At 69.9% G+C, this 5,409-nt stretch carries 5 protein-coding genes and 1 pseudogene; 3 read left to right on the top strand and 3 right to left on the bottom strand.

The window, feature by feature from the left end; all coding sequences use genetic code 11:
* The 3 genes and pseudogenes from KUTG_RS25905 to KUTG_RS25895 all read left to right on the top strand — a co-directional run.
* Positions 1-274 (top strand): annotated as a pseudogene (locus tag KUTG_RS25905) (MarR family transcriptional regulator); the annotation flags it as partial.
* A complete protein-coding gene (locus KUTG_RS25900; protein WP_043720336.1) occupies positions 271-1,077 on the top strand; it encodes an ABC transporter ATP-binding protein in 807 nt (268 codons plus the stop codon). The pseudogene KUTG_RS25905 and the gene KUTG_RS25900, both read left to right, overlap by 4 nt.
* Positions 1,078-1,211: 134 nt before the next feature.
* Positions 1,212-2,009, top strand: a complete 798-nt coding sequence (locus tag KUTG_RS25895) for an ABC transporter permease (protein WP_043730652.1) — start codon at positions 1,212-1,214, stop codon at positions 2,007-2,009.
* On the opposite strand, the gene KUTG_RS25890 is transcribed toward KUTG_RS25895, so the two are convergent.
* From KUTG_RS25890 to KUTG_RS25880, 3 genes are all read right to left on the bottom strand, one after another.
* Positions 1,969-3,054 (bottom strand): aldo/keto reductase, encoded by a 1,086-nt coding sequence (locus KUTG_RS25890; RefSeq protein ID WP_084579790.1) that lies wholly within the window; start codon positions 3,052-3,054, stop codon positions 1,969-1,971. The genes KUTG_RS25895 and KUTG_RS25890 overlap by 41 nt on opposite strands.
* Positions 3,055-3,125: 71 nt before the next feature.
* Positions 3,126-4,352: an arginine deiminase gene (locus KUTG_RS25885; protein ID WP_052396678.1), complete on the bottom strand. Its 1,227-nt coding sequence runs from the start codon at positions 4,350-4,352 to the stop codon at positions 3,126-3,128.
* 134 nt (positions 4,353-4,486) lie between these two features.
* Positions 4,487-5,290, bottom strand: coding sequence for a CPBP family intramembrane glutamic endopeptidase (locus tag KUTG_RS25880; RefSeq protein ID WP_084579786.1), 804 nt, complete (start codon positions 5,288-5,290; stop codon positions 4,487-4,489).
* Between the last annotated feature and the right edge of the window lie 119 nt (positions 5,291-5,409).

The raw sequence follows: 5,409 nt of genomic DNA, 5'->3' as shown, positions 1-5,409 counted from the left end.
CCTGGCCGGCAACACGGTGAGCACGCTGGTGAATCAGCTGATCGACAAGGAGTTGCTGCGCCGTGAGACGGATCCGGACGACCGGCGGGCGGCGAAGCTGCATCTGACGCCGGCGGCGGTGAAGCGGCAGGACGCGTGGCGTGAAGAGCGCACGAAGCTGGTGGAGGGGGCGCTCGCGGGGTTGTCGGAGGACGAGGTGGCGGCGATCGGAAATGCCCTGCCGGCGCTGCGAAAGCTGCTGGCCGAGCTGGGCGGGGAAGGGACGGCGGTATGACGGAGCTGGCGGTCAGCTGCACGGACGTCCGGCACGCCTTCGGGAACACGGTGGCGGTGGACGGGGTGGACCTGGACGTCCGGCCGGGCGAGGTGTTCGGGCTGCTGGGGCCGAACGGCGCCGGCAAGACGACGACGATCCGGATGATCACCACCCTGCTGCCCTCGCCGGCCGGGCGGATCACGGTGTTCGGGCGGGACGTGGCCCACGGCACGATGGCGGTGCGCCGGCTGATCGGCTATGTGCCGCAACAGCTTTCGGCCGACGCCACGCTGACCGGCCGGGAGAACGTGGCGCTGTTCGCGCGGCTGTTCGACGTGCCACGAAGGGAACGGCAGTCCACAGTGGATAGTGCGCTGGACGCGGTCGGGCTGCTGGACGTGGCCGAGCGGCAGGCCGGCACGTACTCGGGCGGCATGATCCGACGGCTGGAGCTGGCCCAGGCGTTGGTCAGCGCGCCGAGGCTGCTGGTGCTGGACGAGCCGACGATCGGCCTGGACCCGATTGCCCGCGCCGGTGTGTGGGAACGGATCCAGCAGGTGCGGGACGAGACTGGCATGACGGTCCTGGTGACCACGCACTACATGGCCGAAGCGGACGAGTTCTGCGACCGGATCGCCCTGATGCACAAGGGAAAGCTCACGGACATGGGCACGCCGGCCGAGCTGCGCGCGGCACTGGGCCCGGACGCGACGCTGGACGACGTGTTCCGCGCCAGCACCGGCGGCGACCTGGACGGCGACGCGGCCAAGGGAATGCGGGAGATCAGGTCGACCAGGCGCACCGCCCGCCGACTCGGATAGCGAAGGTGCCAGGTCCGGCTGATCGGCCGGGCGGGGCGACCGGGACGGCGGACCGCGCGGCTGAAGACGATGGGCCCGGGCCGATGCGCGGGTAGCCGCGAAGTTCGGAAGTGGCTTGGCTGAAGGAGGTCGGGATGGCAACGCCCACTGTGGCGGCGGGACCGGCGTTGCCGGTGGTGCTGGTTCGGCGGATCGGCACGATGTGCCTGGTGGAGCTGCAGAAGCTGCGGCACGATCGGACGGAGCTGATCACCAGGGCGATCCAGCCGGCGCTGTGGCTGCTGATATTCGGCGAGACGTTCACGCGGCTGCGGGTGATCCCGACCGGGAACCTGCCCTACCTGGACTATCTGGCGCCGGGGATCCTGGCGCAGTCGGCGCTGTTCGTGTCGATCTTCTACGGCATCCAGATCATCTGGGAGCGGGACGCGGGGGTGCTGTCGAAGCTGATGGTGACCCCGACGCCGCGGGCGACGCTGATCGCGGGCAAGGCGTTCGCGGCGGGGATCAGGGCGATCGCGCAGGCGGTGGTGGTCCTGGTGCTGTCGGCGGTCCTCGGCGTGACGCTGACGGTGAATCCCCTGAAGCTGCTGGGGGTTCTGGTCGTGGTGGTGCTGGGCTCGGCCTTCTTCTGCTGCCTGTCGATCACGATCGCGGGCATCGTGATGAGCCGGGAGAGGCTGATGGGCATCGGCCAGGCGATCACGATGCCGCTGTTCTTCGCCTCGAACGCCCTGTATCCGGTGGACCTGATGCCGGGCTGGCTCCAGGTGCTCAACCACGTGAACCCGCTGAGCTACGAGGTGGACGCGCTGAGGGGGCTGCTGCTGGGCACGCCGGCGAACCTGGTGCTGGACTTCGGGGTGCTGGTGGTGACGGCGGTCCTGGGCATCACGGTGGCGTCGGCGTTGCTGCCCCGGCTGGCCCGCTGAGACCGAGCCGGGGCAGCGCCGGGATCAGCGGCCCCAGCCGCCGGCGATGACGCGGTTGCGCTGGCCGAGCGCGGCGCCGCCGACTCGGGTGATATCGCCGCGGTCTGAGCCGTCTGGGAACTACTAGCCTAGCGGGGAGACTTAAGGGAGTGCTTCTCGAAGTCCCTTCGTGCGGGCGGGCGCCGATGATCACGGAGCTGACCTGTGGCCGGCCCTTCACCCAGGCCAGCGCGACCTGAGCGGCGCTGGTCTCACGCTCGGCGGCGATGGCCCGCACGGTCTCGATCACATCCCAGGTCCGCTGGTCGGCGGTCCGCGGCGCGAAGAAGTGACCGATGCGGGCGTCGGCCAGCCGGGTGTCGCTCGGCGCCTCGGCGCCGCGCTGGTACTTGCCGGTGAGCAGGCCGCCGGCCAGTGGCGACCATGGCAGCAGCCCGAGGCCGGTGGACGCGCACGCCGGCACGATCTCCCACTCGATCTCCCGGCACAGCAGGCTGTACTGCGGCTGCAACGTCACCGGCTTGATGAAGCCGCGGGCCTCGGCCAGGTCAACGGCCTTCTGTACCTGCCAGCCGGTGTAGTTGGACAGGCCGTAGTACCGGATCCTGCCGGAGCGCACGGCGTTGTCCAGGAACTCCAGCGTCTCGACCAGCGGCGTGATCGGGTCCCACGAGTGGACCTGGTACAGGTCGATCGTGTCGACGCCGAGCCGGCGCAGCGACCCGGTCAGCGCGATGTCGAGGTGCCGGCGGGACAGGCCGACGGCGTTGGGGTCGCCCTCCGCGGTCGGGAACCGGCCCTTGGTGGCGAGCACGATCGAATCGGTGACCTCGTTGGGCCGGGACGCCAGCCACTTGCCGACGATGGTCTCGGACAGACCGCCGACGTAGACGTCCGCGGTGTCGAGCAGCGTGCCGCCAGCGGCCGCGAACGCGTCCAGCTGCGCGTACGCGGCGTCCTCGTCGGTGGCGGCGCCGAAGGTCATGGTGCCGAGCGCGAGCGCGGACACCGCGCAGCCGCTACCGCCGAGCTTTCGATACTCCACAATGGACTCCCAGGGCGTTGAATGGCGTGCTGTTCCATTCTCCCCCTGGAGTTACTCCATTTGCTCGGTTATTACAGCGCGTCCCGCAGCACGGGACAGGACATGCAGCGCGGGCCGCCGCGGCCGGAGCCCAGCTCGGAACCGCTGATCCGCAGCACCTCGATGCCGGCTTCCTCAAGCCGCGCATTGGTTTCCACATTCCGCTCGTACGCGACGACAACGCCCGGCGCGACGGCCAGCGTGTTGTTGCCGTCGTCCCACTGCTCGCGTTCGGCGGTCACGGCGTCGAGGCCGGTGTCGATCACGCGCAGGCGGTCGATACCCATCGCGGCGGCGGCCGCGGTCAGGAACGGCGACGGACCATCGACGCTGACGCCGCCGGCGCCGTCGGGCCGCAGCGTGAAGGCGGACAGCGAGTCGCGGATCGCCGGGTACATCACCACGGCGTCCCGGTCGACCATGGTGCACACGGTGTCCAGGTGCATGGTGGCGCGCTCCTGGGCGATCGGCACGGCCAGCACGGTGTGCGCGAGACCGTCCAGGAACACCGAGCGGGCGAACGACTCGGCCCCGGCCGGCGTGGTGCGCTCGCCGACGCCGATGGCCAGCACGCCCTCGGCCAGCAGCAGCACGTCGCCGCCTTCCAGCGGTGCCGAGTGCGCGCCGTAGGCACGGGAGGTCTTGGCGAACCGCGGGTGGTACGCGTAGATGAGGTCGGTGATCGACGACTCGCGGCGGCGGGCCGGCATCACCAGCGAGGACACGGCGACCCGGTCGGCGACCCAGGCCGAGGAGTCACGCGTGAACAGCAGGTTGGGCAGCGGCGCGATGGCGAAGTCGTGCGGCAGGTGCATGTGCCGGACCAGCGACCCGCCCTCGGACGCCGGCAGCTCCTCGAACGTCATGCCGGCCATCAGCACGGTGGCCAGGTCGGACGGCGCCAGCGTGGACAGGTGCGATCGCAGCACGTCGGCCAGGTCGATGCCGAGCTGGCGCTCGTCGACGGCGGCGTAGATGCCGGCAGCGCGGGCCCGCTGGTCCTCCAGCGAGGTTCGCAGCAGGTCGGCCAGCAGCAGAACCTCGACGCCGCGGCCGCGCAGCGTGTCGGCGAAGGCGTCGTGCTCCTCCTGGGCCCGGCCGACCCAGGGGATGCCGTCGAACAGCAACTGGTCGTTGTTGCGCGGGGTCAGCCGCTTCAGTTCCAGGCCGGGCCGGTGCAGCAGCACCGTGCGCAGCGGCCCGACCTCGCTGTCGACCCTGGGCGAGAGTTCCGTGGCAGAACTGCTGTCTGAGGTCACGGCCACGAGGGTAACCACGCCACAGTGGATTTGTCGCCCCTCAAGCGGGTATTTCGGCGATTTCAGAAACAGAATGACCATCAGAGCAACTGTTCGTTAAACAAAAGCCCTTGACGAGCATCGATCTGTTGTTGTCACAATCCGGGGATGACGCCCTTCAGCAGCGCGTAGCCGACGAAGGAGAAGACGTCGAGGATGGTGTGGGCGATCACCAGTGCCCACAGGCGGTTGAACCGCTGCCAGACCCGGCCGAACACCAGCCCGAGCACGATGTTGCCGAGGAAGCCGCCGAAGCCCTGGTACAGGTGGTACGACCCGCGCAACACGGCCGCGGTGACCAGCGAGGTGTTCTCGCCCCAGCCGAACCGGCGCAGCCGGGTGATCAGGTAGCCGACGACCAGCGACTCCTCGGCCCACGCGTTGCCGAAGGCAGACAGGATCAGCACGGGCACCCGCCACCAGGTGTCGCCGAGCGCCGACGGCACCACGTTCAGGTTGATGCCGATCGCCCTGGTCAGGAAGTAGAAGCCGAGCCCGGGGATGCCGATCAGGGCGGCCAGCCCGCAGCCGGCCAGCAGATCCCGGCCCGGTCGCGTGCGGTCCAGGCCGACCAGCCTCGGCCCGATGCCGGCCCGCCACAGCAGGTACGCGCCGAGCGCTCCCCAGGCCAGTAGCTGCAGGATCCCGGCCAGCTGCGCCAGCAGGTCGAGCAGGTCGATGTTGGCCTGTTTCACGTTCAGCGCCACGCTCTGCTTGTTCAGCGGCGTGGTCTGGAGCAGGGAGTTGAGCAGCGAGATCAGGCTGCGCAGCCCGGACAGCCCCAGCGTCGCGCTGAAGACGATCAGCAGCTCCCAGGTGTAGCCGCGCCGCTGCACCGGATCGGTGATCGCGTCCGTCACCCGCGCTGGGGCCAACCAGCTGCGCACAGTGCTCGCCATGGAGGCGGACGCTACCTGTTACCCCCGCCGGCCTGCGTCAAGAACGGGCAGCCCATCAACCTGCGCAGCTCACCGGACAGCTCCTTGGCCGTGGTGACCGGGTGGGCGAAGGCGATGCG

It is taken from the genome of Kutzneria sp. 744, from assembly GCF_000568255.1.
Lineage (GTDB): Bacteria > Actinomycetota > Actinomycetes > Mycobacteriales > Pseudonocardiaceae > Kutzneria.
Note: the sequence above shows the minus strand (reverse complement) of the source record. Positions and strands in the feature narration are given on the sequence as shown.

Excerpts from the sequence above, each read along its gene's own strand:
- KUTG_RS25895 (WP_043730652.1), top strand. The coding sequence starts at position 1,212 with ATGGCAACGCCCACTGTGGCGGCGGGACCGGCGTTGCCGGTGGTGCTG.
- KUTG_RS25900 (WP_043720336.1), top strand. The coding sequence starts at position 271 with ATGACGGAGCTGGCGGTCAGCTGCACGGACGTCCGGCACGCCTTCGGG.
- KUTG_RS25880 (WP_084579786.1), bottom strand. The coding sequence starts at position 5,290 with ATGGCGAGCACTGTGCGCAGCTGGTTGGCCCCAGCGCGGGTGACGGAC.